The 18,214-nt window shown below is 39.9% G+C and carries 16 protein-coding genes; 2 read left to right on the top strand and 14 right to left on the bottom strand.

Going from position 1 to position 18,214, the window contains the following annotated elements; genetic code table 11:
* The 6 genes from PAN06_RS04865 to PAN06_RS04840 form a co-directional block, all read right to left on the bottom strand.
* The coding region (locus tag PAN06_RS04865) for a DRTGG domain-containing protein (protein WP_269795741.1) at window positions 1–976 on the bottom strand (976 nt) is incomplete at its 3' end.
* Window positions 969–1,520 carry a GNAT family N-acetyltransferase gene (locus tag PAN06_RS04860; RefSeq protein ID WP_120770142.1) on the bottom strand — a complete coding sequence of 184 codons (552 nt, stop codon included), beginning with the start codon at window positions 1,518–1,520 and terminating at the stop codon, window positions 969–971. The genes PAN06_RS04860 and PAN06_RS04865, both read right to left, overlap by 8 nt.
* A 15-nt stretch (window positions 1,521–1,535) precedes the next feature.
* Window positions 1,536–2,795, bottom strand: coding sequence for a UDP-N-acetylglucosamine 1-carboxyvinyltransferase (locus PAN06_RS04855; RefSeq protein WP_269795740.1), 1,260 nt, complete (start codon window positions 2,793–2,795; stop codon window positions 1,536–1,538).
* A 219-nt stretch (window positions 2,796–3,014) separates the two neighbouring features.
* Window positions 3,015–4,520 (bottom strand): pyruvate kinase, encoded by a 1,506-nt coding sequence (gene pyk, locus PAN06_RS04850; RefSeq protein WP_004259601.1) that lies wholly within the window; start codon window positions 4,518–4,520, stop codon window positions 3,015–3,017.
* A 56-nt stretch (window positions 4,521–4,576) separates the two neighbouring features.
* Window positions 4,577–5,584: a 6-phosphofructokinase gene (gene pfkA / locus PAN06_RS04845; RefSeq protein ID WP_000820863.1), complete on the bottom strand. Its 1,008-nt coding sequence runs from the start codon at window positions 5,582–5,584 to the stop codon at window positions 4,577–4,579.
* Window positions 5,585–5,665: 81 nt separating this feature from the next.
* Window positions 5,666–8,767 carry a DNA polymerase III subunit alpha gene (locus tag PAN06_RS04840; protein ID WP_185776091.1) on the bottom strand — a complete coding sequence of 1,034 codons (3,102 nt, stop codon included), beginning with the start codon at window positions 8,765–8,767 and terminating at the stop codon, window positions 5,666–5,668.
* Between the two features lie 288 nt (window positions 8,768–9,055).
* Between PAN06_RS04840 and PAN06_RS04835 the strand changes: the two genes are divergently transcribed.
* Both PAN06_RS04835 and PAN06_RS04830 read left to right on the top strand, forming a co-directional pair.
* A complete protein-coding gene (locus PAN06_RS04835; protein ID WP_004259598.1) occupies window positions 9,056–11,338 on the top strand; it encodes a Xaa-Pro dipeptidyl-peptidase in 2,283 nt (760 codons plus the stop codon).
* A gap of 469 nt (window positions 11,339–11,807) precedes the next feature.
* Window positions 11,808–12,278, top strand: coding sequence for an arginine repressor (locus PAN06_RS04830; RefSeq protein WP_001043024.1), 471 nt, complete (start codon window positions 11,808–11,810; stop codon window positions 12,276–12,278).
* 43 nt (window positions 12,279–12,321) lie between these two features.
* Here the strand turns inward: PAN06_RS04830 and PAN06_RS04825 are convergent, their stop codons facing one another.
* The 8 genes from PAN06_RS04825 to rpoD form a co-directional block, all read right to left on the bottom strand.
* Complete coding sequence (locus PAN06_RS04825) at window positions 12,322–12,480, bottom strand: hypothetical protein (protein ID WP_001808548.1); 159 nt, start codon at window positions 12,478–12,480, stop codon at window positions 12,322–12,324.
* A 9-nt stretch (window positions 12,481–12,489) separates the two neighbouring features.
* Window positions 12,490–13,800 (bottom strand): GTPase ObgE, encoded by a 1,311-nt coding sequence (gene obgE / locus PAN06_RS04820; protein WP_269795739.1) that lies wholly within the window; start codon window positions 13,798–13,800, stop codon window positions 12,490–12,492.
* A gap of 63 nt (window positions 13,801–13,863) precedes the next feature.
* Window positions 13,864–13,998, bottom strand: a complete 135-nt coding sequence (locus PAN06_RS04815) for a DUF4044 domain-containing protein (RefSeq protein ID WP_000863852.1) — start codon at window positions 13,996–13,998, stop codon at window positions 13,864–13,866.
* A gap of 58 nt (window positions 13,999–14,056) precedes the next feature.
* Window positions 14,057–14,248: a PspC domain-containing protein gene (locus PAN06_RS04810; protein WP_000744434.1), complete on the bottom strand. Its 192-nt coding sequence runs from the start codon at window positions 14,246–14,248 to the stop codon at window positions 14,057–14,059.
* Between the two features lie 14 nt (window positions 14,249–14,262).
* On the bottom strand, window positions 14,263–15,588 hold the full coding sequence (locus tag PAN06_RS04805) for a glycosyltransferase family 4 protein (protein ID WP_269795738.1): 1,326 nt from the start codon (window positions 15,586–15,588) through the stop codon (window positions 14,263–14,265).
* Window positions 15,589–15,603: 15 nt separating this feature from the next.
* On the bottom strand, window positions 15,604–16,647 hold the full coding sequence (cpoA, locus tag PAN06_RS04800) for an alpha-galactosylglucosyldiacylglycerol synthase (RefSeq protein WP_265495383.1): 1,044 nt from the start codon (window positions 16,645–16,647) through the stop codon (window positions 15,604–15,606).
* A 113-nt stretch (window positions 16,648–16,760) separates the two neighbouring features.
* Complete coding sequence (locus PAN06_RS04795) at window positions 16,761–17,090, bottom strand: metal-sulfur cluster assembly factor (protein WP_125456480.1); 330 nt, start codon at window positions 17,088–17,090, stop codon at window positions 16,761–16,763.
* Between the two features lie 14 nt (window positions 17,091–17,104).
* Window positions 17,105–18,214 (bottom strand): RNA polymerase sigma factor RpoD, encoded by a 1,110-nt coding sequence (rpoD, locus tag PAN06_RS04790; RefSeq protein ID WP_000201903.1) that lies wholly within the window; start codon window positions 18,212–18,214, stop codon window positions 17,105–17,107.

The following is an 18,214-nucleotide window of genomic DNA, read 5'->3' as shown; positions in this document are numbered from 1 at the left end:
GATAAGAAAGTTTTTGACCAATCTGCTCAGAAAAAGTTGGTAGAGCAGAAACTTGGGAACGACTCATCTTCGCCATGACATCTCGTCTGGTTACAACCCCAAGCAAGGTTTGATTATTTCGAACAACCGGTACCATTTCAAAGTCTTCAGCAATCATCCGTTGACTCACATTGGCAATATTTGTCGATAATCCAACTAAAAACAGACTACGAGACATGACCTTATCAATTGTAGTACTTGGTGACTTATCACCCGCATCTCTCATAGTGACAACCCCAACAACAACCTGATGTTGATTGATAACAGGGAAACGACTGCTACGATTCTTACGAACTAAGTCCAAATAATCTTTAACGGTGTCGGTCTCTCTCAGAAAACCATACTCATGACTCGGGCGATAAAGTTTCTCAACTGTCAGAATATCAGTCTTGATTTGTACATTTGACAGGGCTTTATTGATCATAGTCGCAATGGTAAAAGTGTCATTCTTGCTTCTCAGAACAGGAATCCCTTTTTGATTGGCCAGTTTAAGCACATCATCATGAACCTGAAATCCACCTGTAACCAGAACTGCATTTTCATTTTCCAGCGCTAATAATTGAATACGAGTCCGGTCACCAACAATCAAGAGTCCCCCATCATGAAGGTAAGATAAAATATTTTGCTCAGTCATGGCACCGATTGAAAACTTATTAAATTCTCTCTCTAAACCTTCTTGTCCAGCCAGAACCTCAGAAGAGGTCACTTCAGCAATTTCAGCAAAAGTTAATCTCTCTATAGCAACTTTCTGAGATTTAACACGGATAGTACCACTTCTTGGGCGAGTCTCTACAATTCCACGGTTTTCAGCTTCTTTAATAGCCCGATAAGCCGTTCCATCACTGACTCCTAGATGGTTGGAAATGCTTCGAACACTGACTCTTTTACCAACAGGTAATTCTTCCAAATAACTTAGAATTTCTTGGTGTTTACTCATTAATTTCTCCCTTTACAAAGCGAAACTCAAGATAATCTCGCATTTTCCTTGTATAGCGATCACTTCCTTTAAACTGACGGAACAAACGAAATCCAGACTTAAGAGCAACCCGTTGGCTAGCTTCATTTTCAAGGTGGGTAATAATGGATAATTGTTTTAAACCAAGTTCCTCAAAAGAAAGCTGACAAAGTTTTTTAACAACTTCTGTCATGAAACCTTTAGACCATGAATCTCTTCTTAAAAAATAACCAAGTTCTGCTTCTTTTTTTATTTCATCTAGCTTTTCAAACTTAATTGAACCAATCATTTTTTCTGTTTTCTTGTCACAAATAGCCCATACACCTAAAGGAGACTTCATAAAATAATTGGCCAGTGCATATTGACTCTCTTCCAAACTAGCTTGACTTGGAAAAATGAATTGTAAATTTTCTGGATTTGAAGCTATCTCATGGAAGTCCTTACTATCACTAAAAAAGAAAGGACGCAAATACAAGCGATCCGTTTCAAAAAAAGAAAACATTGCTAATTTGGTCCAAATATTCATAAACACCTCTACGGTTTATTCTTCAACAAGTGTAATATCCGCTCCTAGATTACGTAATTTTTCAATAATATCTGAATATCCACGTAAGATGAACTCAATATTCGTAATTTCAGTTTTGCCTTCAGCCATTAAACCAGCAATGACAAGTGCGGCCCCAGCTCTAAGGTCAGTAGCTTTTACATTCGCACCGCGCAAACCACGTCCACCAGTATATAAAATATGGTCGTTTGTAGTCGTAATATCTGCGTTCATCTTTGCTAGTTCAAAAACATGGTTTACACGTTTCTCATAAATGGTATCAATAATGGTTCCACGCCCCTCTGCTGTTAACAAGAGAGGAGTAATTGGTTGTTGCAAGTCAGTAGCAAAACCAGGATAAGGAGCTGTCTTAATATTGATTGCTTTCAAATTAGACTGTTCTTCAACAAAAATACTGTCTTCAGATACAGTCATTCGAACTCCCATTTCTTCCAACTTAGCGATGAATCCTTCTAAGTGTTCGTATAATACATTATTAATACGAATTCCCTTACCGACTGCAGCAGCTAAGGAAATATATGTTCCTGCTTCAATACGGTCTGGAATCACCTGATGACGCGTTCCATGTAATCTGTCAACACCATCAATAATGATGATATTGGTTCCAGCACCACGGATATGGGCTCCCATATTATTCAAGAGAGTAGCAACGTCAATAATCTCAGGTTCACGGGCTGCATTTTCAATAATAGTACGACCATTTGCTTTAACCGCAGCAATCATCGTATTAATCGTCGCACCCACACTAACCGTATCCATGTAGATACTTGCGCCGTGAAGTCCTGTATCTTTGGCAGATAACTTCATGTTATCTCCCTCGTAGCTAACAGTTGCTCCCATAGCTTCAAAAGCCTTAAGGTGTAAGTCAATAGGGCGAGGTCCCAAATCACATCCACCAGGTAAACCGACAGTGGCTTCACCAAAACGACCTAAAAGACTTCCATAAAAATAATAAGATGCACGAAGACTATTGATTTTCCCATAAGGCATTGGAATATTTTGAACACCTCTTGGATCAATCTCTAACACATCGTCATAACGCTTAACGGTAGCGCCCATCAATTCCATAATTTCGACAAGACTTGCCACATCAGAAATATCTGGAACACAATCCAAAGTTACAATATCGTCTGCTAAAATAATAGCTGGAATTAATGCTACAACGCTATTTTTAGCACCGCTAATAGTGATTTCACCTTGCAAGGGCAATCCACCATTGATAACAATTTTTCTCATTCTAAATTTTTTATACTCTTTCAAAATTTCTAAAAAGGTCCTACATTAAAGTATATCATAAATTCACCCTTTTTTCCATCATTTTCAATTATATTAGCTGAATCGTATTTATTGGTAATTGAGTTTCTTACAACGTTATGCCCCCTATTTGCCCCTTGGTATAAAAAAAGACCTATCACACAAGCAATAAGCTTGATATAATAGGCTATTTTCTATTAATTAACGTACTGTACGGATACGCATTGTGTTTGTACGTACAGCTTCTCCAACTGGTACACCAGCTACGATAACGATATCGTCACCAGATTGTACAAGACCTGCTTCAACTGCTTTACGTTCAGCAATTTCGAACATATCATCAGTTGATGATGGAGCATCTGTCAACATTGGGATAACACCCCAGTTCAACATCAATCCACGTTCTGTCAATTCGTCGAATGTCAATGCCAAGATGTCAGCATTTGGACGGTATTTAGAGATCAAACGTGCAGTGTGACCTGTCTTAGTAAGAGTTACAACCAATTTAATGTCCATTGAGTTAGTAGCATCTTTAACAGCTGAAGCCATTACTTCTGTCTTAGAGTTACGTTCAAATGAATCTGAGTTCAAACGACCGTATTCGTTAAGAAGAGTCTGAGCGTTCTTGTCGATTGTAGCCATTGTAGTTACTGACTCAAGTGGGTATTTACCGTTTGCAGACTCACCTGAAAGCATTGTAGCATCAGTACCGTCGATAACAGCGTTGAATACGTCTGATACTTCTGAACGAGTTGCACGTGGTTTTTCAGTCATTGTTTCAAGCATGTTTGTTGCTGTGATAACAACTTTACCTGCAGCATTGACTTTCTTGATAATCATTTTTTGGTAAACTGGAACCATTTCGAATGGTACTTCGATACCCATGTCACCACGAGCGATCATGATACCATCAGCAGCTTCGATGATTTCATCCAAGTTGTCGATACCTTGTTGGTTTTCGATTTTAGCGAACAATTGAACGTGTCCATTTCCAGTTTCTTTACAGATTGCACGAACTTCGTTCACGTCTTTTGCAGTACGTACGAATGAAATCGCGATGAAGTTAATTCCTTGTTCAAGACCAAAGCGGATATCGTCGTTATCACGTTCAGCAAGAGCTGGGAAAGGAATTTTAGTGTTAGGGATGTTAACACCTTTTTGTTTAGCAATTACACCATCGTTTTCAACTTCAACTTCAAACTCACGAGTTGCATCATCTTTAGCAACCACACGAAGACCAAGTTTACCATCGTCAACCAAAACTTGACGACCAACTTCAACATCATCATAGATGTCAAGAGCACCAGCAACGTTCAATGCGATCACATCACGAGTTGATTTGATTCCTTGTTTAGTAGCAACACGGATTTTTTCACCAGTTGTGTAAGAGTACTCTTTTGCATCTCCTTCAAACAATTCAGTACGGATTTCTGGTCCTTTTGTATCAAGAAGGAAACCAACTTTTTTACCTGCAAGTTTTTCAGCAAGTTTAACAGTTGCCATACGGTCACCTTGCTCTTGGTGGTCACCGTGTGAGAAGTTGAAACGGAATGTGTTAGCACCAGCTTCGATCAATTTAGCAATGTTTTTAGCTGAAGCTTCAACATCAAGTTTTTCACCCCAGTATCCGTCATCACCGAATTTTTTACCACCACGGATTTCAACCGCAGGTCCCAAAGTTGCAACGATTTTTACACGTTTGTTCATGATTTTTGTGACTCCTTTATATATGACCTTTTTGGTCTTATTAACTAAATTATAAATTATGACAAGCTCTTATTCAAGCTAGATAGCTCAAGGTCAGCTTTATGTGGGTTGTTAACCACAATCTTACCATCTGCAGTAAGGCTAAACAATGCTCCTTCTTCTGCAGTTCCAAGAATTGGGTTTTCAACCATTTTCTCGTTACGGATACCAACCGCAACACCACCGATACCTTCTTTAAGAAGTTTAACGGCATGTGCACCCATACGTGATGCCAAAACACGGTCACGCGCAGTTGGAGAACCTCCACGTTGAATATGTCCAAGTTCTGTCACACGAAGGTCGCTTGTATCTCCAGCTTCTTTAAGTTTTTGACCAAATTCAGCTGCTGACATCACACCTTCTGCCAAGACGATGATATTGTGTTTTTTACCACACTCGTATCCACATTTAATGCTTTCTACGATATCTTCAATCTTGAATCCTTCTTCAGGAATGATGATTTCATCAGCACCAGTTGCAATACCAGCCCAAAGAGCGATATCACCTGCGTTACGTCCCATAACTTCGATAACAAATGTACGACGGTGACTTGATGATGTATCACGAATCTTATCGATAGCATCCATAGCAGTAGTAACCGCTGTGTCAAAACCGATTGTGAAGTCAGTACCAACAATATCGTTATCGATTGTACCAGGAAGACCGATAGCTGGGAATCCATGTTCAGTCAAACGCATAGCACCGTGGTAAGATCCGTCACCACCGATAACAACTACACCTTCAATTCCGTGTTTTTTCAATTGCTCAATCCCTTTAAGTTGCCCTTCAAGTTGAGCGAACTCTGGGTAACGAGCAGAGTGAAGGAAAGTACCACCACGAGAAATGATGTCTCCTACTGAAGCCGCATCTAGGGGATGAATTTCACCAGCAACCATACCAGCATATCCATCATAGATACCAAATACTTCCATTCCTTCTGAAATTGCTTGACGAACAACTGCACGGATAGCAGCGTTCATACCAGGGGCGTCTCCACCACTAGTCAAAACAGCAATACGTTTCATATTGGTTATGCTCCTTTTTCTTTTAACATTCTTACTGATTATATCACATTTAAATGGAAAATTCTTCTATTTTCCGTAATTTTAGCGATAAATCGTTTTCATAACGATTCCACCTAATTTCTCTTCTAATTCAGTGGATTTAGTCACAAAATGATGGGGAGAAACAATCGTTCTCTGTTCCTCTTCATACCTGATGATAACTGGGAATGGGCCTTTATACTGGTCTAAAATTCTCGAAATTTCTTGATCCGATTCATGATTTTTTACCTGTATCCAAAAGCGTTCAGCCACTGCTGCTCTTATTTCTTGTGCAATCATTTGCAGACGGCCATCTCGTAACTGAATTTTTCCTCTTATATAGTAGAAAGCTCCTTCTTTCAATTCCTGCCCAATCTGTCGATATAAGTCTGAGAAGAGGGTAACATCCAATTTTTTCTTACTATCATCTACCTGTAAGAATGCCATGTTTTCACCCTTTTTGGTCCGAATCACTTTTATTTTCTGAATTTCAACCAATATAATGGCGTGACTATTTTCTGACAAATTTCCGATTGGTGTAATTGGGTAGATAGCCTTACTTGCAATAGCTTGTAGAGGATGTTTGCTCACTCCTACTCCTAGGAGCTCTTGTTCCATGTAGAATTTTTCTTGTTCTGTCCAATCTTCCGATTCCTGCCAGCTATAAATTGTATCACCAAACAAGCTTCCTAACTCTTTCACAAATTCAAATAGATTAGCTAAATTATTAAATACTTTTTGACGATTTTTTTCAAATGAATCGAAAAGACCAACTTTTACCAAAGGTTCTAGCAGAGGAAGTTTCAGATAATTTTCAGGTAATTTAGCTATAAAATCTTCAATGTTAGAATAGGGTCTATTTTCAATAATCCATAGAGCCAAATCTTTGCTGACTCCTTTAATCGATTTCAATCCTAGATAGATGGCCTTGTTGGCAATTTTATCGTGATAGGGAATGGTGTTGATGGACAGAGGCGCCACTTCAAAGCCTGCTTCTAGGGCATCTGTTAAGTAATCACTGTTGGCAGAATTCAACATGACCTGATAAAAAATGGCTGGATAATGCGTTTTGAAATAAGCCAACTGGAAGGCCAAGGCTGAGTATGCATAGGCGTGAGATCGGTTAAATCCATAACCTGCAAACTTCTCCATGACATCAAAGACCTGCTCTGCCTTTTCCGCAGTATGTCCAGCTTCTAATGCTCCCTGAATAAAGGAAGCCCTCATCTCATGCATGGCAGAGGCATCCTTTTTACCCATAGCTCGACGCAAAATATCGGCCTTCCCAAGACTAAATCCAGCAAATCGCTGAGCAACCTGCATAACCTGCTCCTGATAGAGCATAATGCCATAAGTTGGAGCCAAAATATCCTCCAGTACTGGATCCAGAACAGTCACTTCTTCCTGCCCATGCTTTCTTGCCACAAAATTATTGATGTAGTCACTGGCACCTGGTCGATTTAGAGAAGTAGTTGCTACGACATCTTCAAAACAGACTGGTTGCACACGTTTGAGCAAGCGAATAGCACCAGGTTGCTCAAATTGAAAGATACCTTTTGTATTTCCAGCAGCAAAAAGAGATAGAGTTTCTTTGTCTTCCAAATCGATTTCTTCAATTTTAAGGTGAATACCTTCTGATTCAGCAAGCAATTCTTGCATCTTCTGGACAAAGGTCAAATTTCGCAGTCCCAGAAAATCCATCTTCAAAAGTCCGCTAGATTCAACTCCATGAGCATCATACTGAGTCAGCGGAATTTCGTCACCATGTTTTAGAGGGATGTAATTGGTCAAATCTTGGTCACTGATTACAACACCAGCCGCATGGACAGAGGTTTGTCTTGGATAGCCCTCAATCTTGCAGGCAATTTCAAAGGCTTTTTGGTATTCTAACTTACTATTGATTTGCTGACGAAACTGGATGTTACCATCATAAGCCGACTTGAGATTATCACGAAAACTAATTTTCTTGGTAATTGCAGATAATTCATACTCTGGCACACCAAAGCGCTTCAAAACATCTCGCAGAGCTTGCTTAGCCCCAAAGGTAGAAAAAGTAACGATTTGAGCCGCATGTTTACTACCATATTTATTACCAACATATCTGATAAAATCTGGACGATAAATATCAGGAATATCAATATCAATATCAGGCATGGTATAGCGTTCTCGATTGAGGAAGCGTTCAAAAATGAGATCCTTCTCCACAGGGTCAATCCCTGTAATGTCTAAAGCATAGGAAACCAAGCTACCAACTGCGGAACCTCGTCCCATTCCCATATAATAGCCATTCGAACGTCCAAAATGCAACAAATCCCAGACAACCAAGAAATAATCATCAAAACCCATATCATGAATAACAGCCAATTCTTGGTCTAGACGGTCTTGATATTCTTTACCAGTTAACCCCTTCTGAGCAAGCCCCAATTCAGCACGTTCTCTCAATTCTTCTACTGCTGGCCTTGCTGGATTAAAACGAGGCAGTTTCAGACTAGTATCCAAGTCATAAGAGATACCTGAAATAAGCTTTTCCAAGTTTTCCAAGGCTTGAGGAAAACGTTCTTGGAATAGTTTCTCTAAAGAACTTGCTGATATAAAAACATCTTGTCTCGAACGCAAAGGAACTTCTCTGAGCGGTAGATTTTCTTTAATCGCTGTTAATACTTGAAGAACCTCTCTATCCTTACTTTCAAATGTATTGACCCGATACAATGGCAAAATAGGATGGTGAAATTCGCTTGCTAGTGTTTCCGGGTAAACCCCTATATAGTAATCACAGCCTAGATTTAACAACTCAAGCTCTTCAAAATAAGGCACAATTACCGCAATATCCTCTAGATACTGAGATAGAACTGACCAACTTTTCTCCCCCTGCATCTTGGCTGTTGAAAGCTTCATCAACTGCTGATAGCCTACACTAGATAGAGCTAGAAAGCGCAAATTCACATCCTTATCATCTACAAGCACATTCATTTCAAGCCCTAACAAAGGATGAATGCCGTATTTTTTTGTAACCTCTAGAAAATCGAAAGCCCCGTAAAGATTGTCAATATCCATCATAGCCAGATGAGTGTAGCCATAGTCTTTTGCTGCTCTCACATACTTGTCAATCGAAATGACACTCTCCATAAAACTATAGACTGTTTTTGTATCTAGTTGTGCGATCAATTTACACTTCTCCTCTATCGTTCTCACTATATTATACCATTTTCTTAAAATTTCTATTACTATTACTGATGCTTTAATATCTAATAGCTCAAATCATAGTTGACTAGACAATCCTTGCACGATTTTTAACAGTATCACTAATATTTTTGTATTTAGGCTTATCATTTTACATGTTTATTTCATAAATACTCATTTTTATTTATTATAATTTCTGTTGATTTTTATAGTTTCTTTTCTCTCTATTTTTTGATATAATAAATGTAATATATTTCATAAATAGGAGGTCTTATGCGTTTTAATCAATTCAGCTATTTAGCACTACCTAGAGATACAATTATCTTTGAATTAAAAAAGTATGGATTTGATTTACCAGTCAACATTACAAATAAACAAATGCTTGAAGCGTTTCTTATTCGTTTCTTTTTTAATTTTAAAAACAGCTCCTATCCTCTATCCAGTTTAGCAGTTGATAAAGAAACTGACTTATTGACATTTTTTCAATCAGATAAAGAGTTGACTGCAGATATTTTCTATACTGTGGCTTTTCAACTTTTAGGATTTTCTTATTTGATTGACTTTGAAGACGGCGAAGCTTTTCGCAAAGAGACTGGTTTTCCCATTGTATATGGTGACTTGATTGAAAATCTCTATCAGTTACTCAATACTCGCACTAAAAAGGGGAACACTCTTATCGACCAACTTGTCAGCGACGGTCTTATTCCTGAGGATAATGACTATCACTACTTTAACGGCAAGAGTTTGGCTACTTTTTCTAGCCATGATGCCATTCGAGAAGTCGTTTACGTTGAGTCTCGTGTCGATACTGACCAAAAAGGTCTACCAGACCTAGTCAAGGTCAGCATTATTCGTCCTCGTTATGATGGGCAAATCCCTGCTATCATGACAGCGAGTCCCTACCATCAGGGAACCAATGACAAGGCTAGTGATAAGGCTCTCTACAAGATGGAGGGTGAGCTTGAGGTCAAACCTACTCACAAGATTGAGCTTAAAGAACTTCAACTCAATCTCGTCCAACCCCAAGGTCAAGCTGAGCTTGTATCAGAAGCCGAGGAAAAGCTAACGCACATCAACGCTAGCTATACTCTCAACGACTACTTCCTTCCACGAGGCTTTGCTAATCTCTATGTCTCTGGTGTTGGTACCAAAGACTCCACAGGTTTCATGACTAATGGAGACTACCAGCAAATCGAGGCTTATAAAAATGTCATCGATTGGCTTAATGGTCGTTGCCGTGCCTTTACTGACCACACGCGCCAGCGTCAAGTCAAGGCTGACTGGTCAAACGGAAAAGTAGCCACAACTGGACTTTCTTATCTAGGTACCATGTCCAATGGTCTTTCGACTACAGGTGTAGATGGTTTAGAGGTTATCATTGCCGAGGCTGGTATTTCTTCTTGGTACAACTACTACCGTGAAAACGGTCTGGTAACTAGCCCAGGTGGTTACCCAGGTGAGGACTTTGATTCCCTTGCTGAACTGACCTACTCTCGCAATCTCTTGGCCGGCGACTATATCCGTGGTAATGAGGCTCACCAAGCTGACTTAGAAAAAGTAAAAGAGCAGTTAGATCGCAAATCTGGTGACTACAATCAATTTTGGCATGACCGCAACTATCTGCTCAATGCTGATAAAGTAAAGGCAGAGGTTGTCTTTACCCATGGTTCACAGGATTGGAATGTCAAACCACTTCATGTTTATCAGATGTTCCATGCTCTTCCTACTCATATAAATAAGCACCTCTTTTTCCATAATGGCGCCCATGTGTACATGAACAACTGGCAGTCCATTGACTTCCGTGAGTCCATGAACGCCTTATTGACAAAGAAATTACTGGGACAAGATACAGATTTCCAACTTCCTACTGTCATTTGGCAGGACAATACAGCCCCTCAGACTTGGCTATCACTTGATACCTTCGGTGGGCAAGAAAACTTTGAAACCTTCTCACTTGGTCAAGAAGAGAAAGTCATTCAAAACCAGTACCCAGATAAGGATTTTGAGCGCTATGGTAAGACCTACCAGACCTTCAATACAGAACTCTATCAAGGGAAAACCAATCAGATTACTATTGACCTTCCTGTAACCAAAGATCTTCACTTGAACGGTCGTGCCCAACTCAATCTTCGTATCAAATCTAGTACAAATAAGGGGCTCTTATCTGCCCAACTGCTAGAATTTGGACAGAAGAAATACCTGCAACCTTATCCAGCTGTTTTAGGTGCTAGAACCATTGATAATGGACGCTACCACATGTTGGAAAATCTCAACGAATTGCCTTTTCGTGAAAATACACATCGCGTCGTGACAAAAGGCTACCTCAATTTGCAAAATAGAAATGATTTACTGTTAGTAGAGGATATTACTGCAGATGAATGGATGGATATCCAGTTTGAACTGCAACCGACTATTTACAAGTTAAAAGAAGGAGACACTCTCCGTTTAGTCCTCTATACTACTGACTTTGAAATCACCATCCGTGACAACACCGCTTACCACCTGACTGTCGATCTTGAACAGTCTACACTTCTCTTACCTTGTCAAAAGGTATGATATCAGACTTTCAAAATGGAAGATTTCCACTTAAACAGTTGAAACAAACATAAACTTGGTATCAAATGCAATCCCGATATAGGCTTATGATAAGTCTACACGGGAGCTTGGACAAAAGATACTAAGACCCTAACCAACATGTATACTCATTAATAATACTCGCTACCACACCACATGTTGGAAAATCTCTGTGAATTAACATTAATCGTAAATTCACAACAAGTCGTGACAAAAGGCTACCCTAATTGAATGATTTACTGTTAGTAGGGGGACACCAATGTAGATAAACGGATAGATATCCTATTCATCTCCACCCAACTAGTGACAAGTTAAAAGATGGAGATTTTCTCCGTATAGTTCTTTATACTACTGACTTTAAAATCATCATACGTGACAATACCGCTTACCACCCGACTGACGATTTCGTTCAGTCCACGCTTTCTGTACCTGGTACAAGGAGTAACATTTTATGAATAAATCTGAACACCGACACCAACTCATACGAGCTCTTGTAACAAAAAACAAGATTCATACTCAAGCTGAGCTACAAGCTCTTCTTGCCGATAATGATATTCAAGTTACACAAGCTACACTTTCAAGAGATATTAAAAGCATGAACCTTTCAAAAGTACGAGAAGAAGACAACTCTTACTACGTGCTCAATACAGGTTCTATCTCAAAATGGGAAAAACGTCTCGAAATTTACATGGAAGATGCTCTTGTCTTGATGCGCCCAGTTCAACACCAAGTCCTACTAAAAACCCTTCCTGGACTTGCTCAATCCTTTGGTTCTATTATTGATGCCTTAAGCTTCCCTGACGCTATTGCTAGCCTCTGTGGGGATGATGTTTGTCTTGTCATCTGTGAAGATGCAGAAGCTGCTCAAAAATGCTTTGAAGAATTGAAAAAATTCGCTCCACCATTTTTCTTTGAAGAATAAGAAAATTCCGTGTCTCATGTGGCACGGAATTTTTTTATATTCTTTACTGAGATGGATTTTCTTTTTTAGTTCGTGCTAATCTCAGGGCACGATTTGGATTGAGACGATTAAATAGTTCTTCCAATTTCTTTTCATTCCAAACATCTGCGGCGGAAACAAAGTTGCCATCCGCATCTCGGAAAGATATCGGTTTATCTCCCATATCAGTCTCCTAGTCTACAAACTCAAACTCAAATTTACCAATTCGGACCAAGTCACCATCTTTAGCACCACGCGCACGAAGGGCTTCATCAACCCCCATACCACGTAATTGACGGGCAAATTTCATGACCGATTCGTCACGATCAAAGTTGGTCATATTAAAGAGTTTCATGAGTTTTTCACCAGAAAGCACCCATGTCGCATCGTCATCACGACTAATTTCAAAGGCTTTTTCTTCCTCATCAAATCCATAGTAAGCTTCTTCTTCCATATCAGACTCATCATAGAGCAAGAATTCTGGTGTCTTATCTAACAATTCTGCTGTAGCATCCAAAAGCGTAGCCAAACCTTGCTTGGTCAATCCAGAAATTGGGAAAATAGCTGGTAAGTCTTCAAATTCATCGTAGTTTTCAGCCAATTTTTTCTTGAATTCTACAAGATTTTCCTGACTCTCAGGCATATCCATCTTATTGGCTACGATAATCTGTGGACGCTCCATCAAACGGAGATTGTATGACTCTAGCTCTTTATTGATAGCAAGATAATCCTCATATGGATCACGCCCTTCACTAGCTGACATATCAATGATGTGAAGGATGACACGTGTACGCTCGATGTGACGGAGGAACTGAGTTCCCAGACCGACTCCCTGACTAGCTCCTTCAATCAAACCTGGTAAATCAGCTACTGCAAAGGATTCACCTGATTGGGTACGAACCATTCCTAGATTTGGCACAATTGTCGTAAAGTGGTAGGCACCAATTTTAGGCTTAGCTGAGGTGATAACACTTAAAAGTGTTGATTTCCCAACAGAGGGGAAGCCTACTAAACCAACATCTGCCAAGATTTTTAATTCCAATTGTAACTCACGTTCCTGACCTGGTTCTCCATTTTCAGATATTTCCGGTGCAGGATTTTTTGGTGTTGCAAAGCGGATATTTCCACGACCACCACGACCACCGTGGGCAACGATAAATTCTTGCCCATGTTCAATCAAATCTGTCAAGACCTTGCCAGTCTCGGCATCACGCACAGTCGTTCCTTGTGGTACTCGAACTCTAAGATCCTCAGCACCACGCCCATGCATCCCTTTGGTCATTCCTTTTTCACCAGAATCAGCCTTGAAATGACGATTGTAGCGGAAATCCATGAGAGTACGTAGACCTTCGTCTACAACGAAGACCACATTACCTCCACGACCACCGTCACCACCCCAAGGACCGCCATTAGGGACATATTTTTCACGGCGAAAGGCAACCATACCATCGCCACCATTACCAGCCTTGACCTTGATCTTGGCTGTATCTAAAAACATACTCATTTTTTCTTCTCACTTTAAAAAAGGGCTGGGAAATCCCAGTCACAAAATTTTCTTTAATCTATTTTATAGATTACTGAGGGCACCAATTGCAGTTGCAAAAATCCCCAAAATACTTGCTACTAACATGATAAGTACGATAAGCAAGGTTAATTTCTCAAACATAGTTTTTTTACGTTTTCCATTATCTCCAAATGCCATTTTTATCTCCTTCGTTACATTCTATTTTCTATTATCTTAGCATGAATTCAGCTAGTTTTCAATAGTCACTTGCTACCGGCGCAATAATCCATAAAATGATATAAGCTACAATTCCTGCCCCATAACAAAATGCAAGAACACCCCATATTACACGAACAATAGTCGGATCAATATCAAAATAATTTGCGACCCCAGCACATACTCCAGCAATTTTTTGATCACTACCACTTCTCATCAATTGTTTTTTCATAGCTATTCCTCTTTCTATTCTTCATGGTCTTTCCAATAATCTCTGATGCTGATCAACTGTGTTTTTGAAGCCCTCAGCATTCGTCTAGAGCCTTTTACGGGCACAGCAACCACCTGTTGCGGTAAATACAAAACTGTCTTAAAGATACGCTGGCTAACCGTATCATCTTTGGCTAAATCTTTCCGGAAGTTATTTGAAATGATGGAATCCAGATAAAACTCATGTACTCGTTTCCCAAAGTTTTCAGCTGAAATCTCGTACAACTTCTCTGATAAAGTATGCTCATTCATGTCTGGTGTTGCAATCAGGGCCTCTAAAATAGCACCAGCCAAATCATGTTCACCGTAATACAAGGTTCCAAACATTTTATCACTGATCAGATTGTCCAGATAAGGATTTCCATGTGCAATGACAGGTGTTCCACTGGCTAAGCTTTCCAAGTATGTCAAACCTTGCGTTTCACTTGTCGATGCCGAGATGAAGAAATCCGCCGCCTTATAGTAAAGAGCGGTCTCACTAGGAGCAATCATACCTGTAAAGATAACGGAGTCTTGAATCTCTAGTTTCTGGGCTTGCTCTTTGAGGTCATCCAGATAAGGACCATCCCCAGCTACCACCAGTTTGACCTTGTCTTCTTCTTTCAGAACTTCTGCAAAGGCTGCTAGTACTGCTTGAATATTTTTTTCATAGGAAATTCTGGAAAGACTAAGCAACATCTTTTCATCATCTTGAATCCCTAGTTTACTACGCAGTTCTTCCAGATTTTCTTGCTTGATTTCTGGACGCTCAAACTTGGCTAATTCAATCCCAGTTGGAATGACCCGTTTTTCAACCTTAACCTTATAGTCAGATAGCAAGTCTCGGACAATCTCACTCGGGCAAATGACTCCATCCACATCATGCAGGAAACCTCTAACCAGATACTTGACCATACTAGGACGAATCAACATACCCTTAGCAATATAATGCACGTAGTCTTCGTATTGGGTGTGATAGGTATGGATGACTGGAATCTTCAATTCACGCGCAATCCAAATCCCCAACAAGCCAAGAGAAAATTCTGTCTGAGTATGGATAATATCCAGTTGATATTGTTTAGCAATTTCAAGCGCCTTGCTAAAACCTCGGTAGGCAAAGCGGCGATCCTTAAAAGCAAAGAAAGGAACACTTGGAATACGGATGATTTGCCAATCTTCGTAGCGATTGACATCCTTATCTGTCGTAGTAAAGATAAAAACAGCATGCCCCTGCTTTTCAAGTTCTGTTTTCAAGGTTCGAATACTGGTCGCAACACCTGAAACCTGAGGAAAATAGGTATCTGTAAATAAACCAATTCGCATAGATTACCTCACTTTTTACTTTCTCCCTAAAGCGGCTTGTTTTTCATAAAAGTCCAACCAGATTTGTAACAGATGCTCTTCAGAATACTCTCTAGAAATATTCTTAGCTTTTTCTTTCAAATCTTTTAAAGCAGCAGGATTCGCTTGATATTCCAGAATAGCTTCTTTCATCTCTTCTCTATCTGCTGTCGCCCGATAATTTCCCTCCAAAATTACCTTATAAAGATCTAAATCACGCAACATAATAGGAGCTTCACAACTAGCAGCTTCTAGGATAGTCATAGGAAAGAGCTCATTGTAACTAGGCAACAAGAAAAGGTCCGCTAGGGCATACAATTCACGCATCTGCTCTGGCGATACAATACCTGGAAAAATCAAATTTTTAGGGGGATTTTCCATAATTTTTTTGTAGCGTTCATAGCCATCTGTCATGCCACCAAAAGAGAAACCACCCGCCCAGATAAAGGTAATTTCAGGCAATTCCTCAGCCAGACGGATAAAGTCATCAATCCCTTTACGTTTCTGAACTTGACCAGCACCTACTACGATAAACTGATTGTCACTAAGACCTAGCTCTGTACGCAGTCTCGCTACCTCTTCCTGTGGAAGAGGATGCCATTTTTCCTTGTTTACAAAGTTAGGAATATAGGTCACTTTTTCACGTGGAATACCAGCTGCCACCAAATCCTCGATAAACATCGGATTGACCACCACCAAGTGCTCCATCCGGTTGTAAAAAGAAAATACATAGCGTTTCACAATTCCCTTTAAGAAAAATGGAATTTTCAAACTCCCCTCAAGTGTATCAGGCAAGAAATGCACATAGCCAATTTTCCTTCCTGAGCGTTTCTTCTGGAATGTTGATAAATAATAGGGGAAATCAATTGTATGAAAGTGAGTCACATCTGCCTCGATTGGAAGATTTTCTGTAACAATCAATTGGTCCTTGGCATCACGGTGAAGAAGACGAACTAATTCACGGTAGGCACCTGAAACTCCTTGTCCAGCTACTTTCTCACTTGAACTCAACATATTGATGCGTAATTTCTTTTTTTCCATAACTACTATTATATCATTTTCTTGGAATAAAATCAGCAAAAGAAAGGAGAGACTAGGGAAAAGAGGGGAAATTTCCTCGCTTTTCCAATAATCTCTCACATACTTTTATTTGTTTACTTAATGCCTAGGGCAATGCGTGCATAGCGACTCATTTTTTCAACAGTCCAGGCTGGATACCAGACTAATTTAACCTCAGTATTCGTTACTTCTGGCACCTCTGTCATGGCATCATAAATCTGATCCGTCAAAAGGTCTGCTAGGGGACAACCCATAGTTGTCAAAGTCATATCAATCTCTGTTTGTCCTGTGTCGCCGTCAAAACGAATCTCATAAATCAAACCAAGATTGACAATATCGATTCCCAACTCAGGGTCAATAACTTCTTCCAAGGCTGATAAAATTCGTGTTTTGATGTTTTCAATTTGCTCTTCTGTATAAGCCATATTCATCCTCACTCTTAGTCTTCAATAAAATCACGAAGCGGTTTGCTGCGACTTGGTTGGCGTAGTTTTCTCAAAGCTTTAGCTTCAATCTGACGGATACGTTCGCGAGTCACGTTAAAGACTTTACCCACATCTTCAAGGGTACGCATTTTCCCATCATCTAGCCCAAAACGTAGACGCAAAACATTTTCTTCACGGTCTGTAAGAGTATCCAAGACCTCATCCAACTGCTCACGCAAGACGATACGAGTTGTATAATCCACTGGATTTTCAATCACTTCATCTTCGATAAAGTCCCCAAGGTGGCTATCATCCTCTTCACCGATTGGTGTTTCAAGGGATACCGGTTCTTGAGCAATCTTCAAGATTTCACGAACCTTATCAGGTGTCATATCCATACGTTCAGCGATTTGTTCTGGTGTTGGATCTTGTCCCAATTCTTGAAGAAGGTTACGCTGTTCACGAACAAGCTTGTTAATCGTTTCAACCATGTGAACTGGGATACGGATAGTACGAGCTTGATCCGCAATAGCACGAGTGATAGCCTGACGAATCCACCAAGTTGCGTAAGTTGAGAACTTGAACCCTTTAGAATAATCAAACTTGTCAACCGCCTTCATCAAGCCCATGTTCCCTTCTTGAATCAAGTCAAGGAACTGCATACCACGACCGACATAGCGTTTAGCAATAGAAACAACCAAACGAAGGTTGGCTTCCGCAAGACGTTGTTTGGCTTCGATATCACCAGCTTCAACTGCTAGTGCCAATTCTTTTTCCTCTTCATTGGTCAAAAGAGGAACGACCCCGATTTCTTTCAAGTACATACGGACAGGGTCATTGACCTTAGCCGAAGTTGAACCAATCAAATCCTCATCGCTGAGTTCTGGTTCTTCTTCAGTGCTAAGAACACGCGCACTTGGATTTCCTTCGTTATCTGTGATAGAAATCCCTGCATCCTGAATTCGTTGCAAGAGATCTTCAATCCCATCAGCATCCAAGGTAAAAGGAATCACCAGACTAGCATTGATTTCATCATCAGTTGCTGTCCCTTTTTGTTTATGATTACGGATAAATTCTGCTACTTGTACGTCAAATGTTGTTACTTCTTTTTGTTTTGTTGCCAT

It is taken from the genome of Streptococcus sp. SM3 (assembly GCF_027497875.1).
This window is presented reverse-complemented; position numbering and strand designations above follow the sequence as displayed.